Source organism: Acinetobacter sp. NRRL B-65365 (assembly GCF_001605865.1).
In the GTDB taxonomy this organism is placed as follows: domain Bacteria; phylum Pseudomonadota; class Gammaproteobacteria; order Pseudomonadales; family Moraxellaceae; genus Acinetobacter; species Acinetobacter vivianii.
This window is the reverse complement of sequence record NZ_LRPD01000060.1, coordinates 1-3,041: the sequence shown is the minus strand read 5'-3', so window position 1 is coordinate 3,041 and position 3,041 is coordinate 1. Positions and strand designations below refer to the sequence as shown.

Annotated in this window: 2 protein-coding genes and 1 pseudogene; all 3 read left to right on the top strand. The window is 45.0% G+C overall.

Features of this window, described 5'->3' with window-relative positions; all coding sequences use genetic code 11:
• The coding region (locus AWW72_RS16570; RefSeq protein WP_155858569.1) for an aldehyde dehydrogenase family protein at positions 1 to 935 on the top strand (935 nt) is incomplete at its 5' end.
• A gap of 38 nt (positions 936 to 973) precedes the next feature.
• Positions 974 to 2,614 (top strand): thiamine pyrophosphate-binding protein, encoded by a 1,641-nt coding sequence (locus AWW72_RS16565; RefSeq protein WP_062848057.1) that lies wholly within the window; start codon positions 974 to 976, stop codon positions 2,612 to 2,614.
• Positions 2,615 to 2,763: 149 nt separating this feature from the next.
• Positions 2,764 to 3,041 (top strand): annotated as a pseudogene (locus AWW72_RS16560) (hypothetical protein); the annotation flags it as partial.

Sequence of the window (3,041 nt, the reverse complement as noted above, 5' to 3'; positions counted from 1 at the left end):
CTTCTTTGATTGCATTAGAACTGGCTAAAATCTTTGAAGAAGCGGGTTTACCGAAAGGTTTACTCAGTGTATTGGTCGGACGTGGTTCGGTGATTGGTGATGCAATCGTAAAGCATCCTTTGGTACGTAAGATTTCATTTACGGGTGGAACCACGACTGGTCGTCATTTGGCACATTTAGCTGCCGATAAACTGATCACAACCTCTTTGGAGCTTGGTGGAAAATCACCAACGATTGTATTGCCAGATGCGGATATTGAGTTGGCTGCAAAAGGTGTGGCTTACGGTATTTTTAGTTCGGCTGGACAAGCCTGTATTGCAGGTTCGCGCCTGTTTGTACACAGCAGTATCTATGATCAATTTCTCAGTCGTCTGGTTGAAATCACCAAAGGCTTGCGTGTTGGGCACCCTGAAACCGCAGGCGTACATCTCGGCTCTTTGATTAACCCGAAGCATTTGGCTTCTGTCGATGACTATGTACAGCTCGCGAAACAAGAAGGTGGACAAGTCCTTGTGGGTGGTCATGCCTTAACCGAAGGTGAGTTTGCCAAAGGTAGCTATTACTTACCAACCATTATTACAGGCTTAAGTAATTCAGCACAAACCTGTCAGGAAGAGATTTTTGGTCCTGTGCTGGTGGTGATGAAATATGACGATGAACAAGATTTGCTTGCACAAGCCAATGACAGTTGTTTTGGTCTTGCCGCAGGCATCTGGACTGAAAACTATCGTAAGGCATGGCAAATTGCTCGTGCTTTAGAAGTGGGTACGGTCTGGATCAATACCTATAAAAAATTCTCGATTTCAGCGCCATTTGGTGGCTTTAAAGAAAGTGGTATCGGGCGTGAAAAAGGTCGTTTAGGCATTTTGTCTTACATGCAACAAAAAAGCATCTATATGGGATTAAGCGAGCAGCCAAATCCTTGGGCGAATTAATACATTCATGGAATGAACAGTTTTTGAGGAATATACAAATGACAGAACGTGTAAATGTCGGCGAAGCCATCGCCCGTGTTTTAGAAGCACACCAAGTAGACAGTATTTATGGTGTGATCTCGATCCATAACTTGCCGATTGCTGATGCAGTTGGTCGCCGTGAAAAAATCCGTTTTGTGGCGGCACGCGGTGAAGCCGGTGCGGTCACGATGGCAGATGGTCACTCTCGTTTTAAAGGACTTGGTGTGGCGCTTACCAGTACTGGCGCGGGTGCAGGTAATGCAGTCGGTTCACTGATCGAAGCAATGAATGCAGGTAGTCCTGTATTGCATTTAACCGGGCAAGTGGAACGTGAATATCTGGATCGTGATGCCAGCTTTATTCATGAAACCAAAGATCAGCTGACTTTTTTACGTGCATCAAGCAAAGCTGCATTTCGTATCACCAGTCCTGACAATGCGGTGGGTGTGATCCGTGAAGCAATTCGTGTAGCCACTACAGTACCGATGGGGCCAGTGAGCGTTGAGTTACCGATTGATGTGCAAGCAGCAGAAATCGATTTGCCACTGAACTTGGGGCCAGTAAAAGCCCTTGAATTGCCACAAGCTGAACAGGTCGAAGTCGACTTAATTGTTGAAGAACTGAAAAAAGCCAAACGCCCAGTGTTCTGGATCGGTGGTGGTACGTTGAATAGCGTTGCAGAAGTCAAAGCTATTGCTGATCTTGGGATTCCTGTGGTGTCATCAACACATGCGCGTGGCGTGTTGGCCGATGATCATCCACGTAGCTTAGGCGCATTCCATAACTCGGCTGGTGTTGAGCAGTTACTTAAAGATGCTGATCTATTAGTAGTGGTGGGTTCACGTTTACGTAGTAATGAAACCAAGACCTATTCAGTGCAATTCCCTGACAATATTATCCAGATTGATGCCAATCCAGTCGCACAACAGCGTAATTATAAAGTTCGTAATTTCATTTGTGGTGATGCCAAAGATGTGCTGCAACGTGTATTGACGGGCCTGCAAGGTATCTCAAAAGTTGACGCAGATTATGATGCAGCTGTGGTTCAGGCCAAACAGGCGGCAATAGATGCGCTACGTACTCAGTTAGATCAATATGCCTTGATTTGTGATCACTTACGTGCTGCATTACCGCAAGATGGCATTTTTGTACGTGACATTACCATGTCAGGTAGCACTTGGGGCAGCCGTTTATTTCCAGTACAGGCGCCAAACCAGAATATTCATTCTCTAGCAGGTGCAATTGGTCTAGGTCTGGCAACTGCGATTGGTGCCTCGATTGCCAATCCTGACAAGAAAGTCATTGGTTTAGTCGGTGATGGCGGTTTGATGTTAGGCATCGGCGAAATCGCAACCATGGCGCAAGAAAATACCAATATGGTGCTGATGATCATGAATGATGGTGGTTATGGCGTGATGCGCGGTATTCAAAATAACTACTTCGGTGGTCGCCAGTATTTCAATGAATTGCATACCCCAGACTATAAAGTCTTAGGCGAAGCAATGGGGGTGAAGAGCTGGAAAGTGGGCAGTGCGGATGAATTCAAGACCGTGATTCAGGAAGCGGTTGATTTCAAAGGTCCAAGCGTAATTGAACTGGATATGCATTCAATTGGGCCATTGAACTTTGCAGGGCCACCACAGAAAAAATTGTACTAATCCCACTGAGCATTGGCAGTCCGTGCTGATGTGAAGACTGTTTTATGGGCAAATTTTTTTGCCCATAAAACGATAAAAACTATGTTTTATAGGTAAAACAAAAAAGCTAGCCAACAGGATCGTTGGAACAAAAACCAAGGAATCAAGAGATGAAAAAGACCTCTATAGCCATGCTATTTGCTGCATTGTATTTGGGTAGCAGTTCAAATGTATTTGCACAAAGCTCAGCCCTAGAATGGAAAAGTGAAGACGGTACCGATTCAGTACAAGTCGGCGGTGTGGTACGACTCAATCAGCGTTATGAAAATTGGGAAGGGCCGAATGGTGGATTCGGTAAGCTGTATTTCGATATTTTTCGGGTGGACTTAAAAGGCAAATTTGATGATGCCTATTTTAATGCCAGTTATCTGTTTCAAGATCAGGAAAA

What these genes read in the sequence shown, in the direction of transcription:
- AWW72_RS16565 (WP_062848057.1), top strand. Translation starts at nt 974, where the DNA reads ATGACAGAACGTGTAAATGTCGGCGAAGCCATCGCCCGTGTTTTAGAA.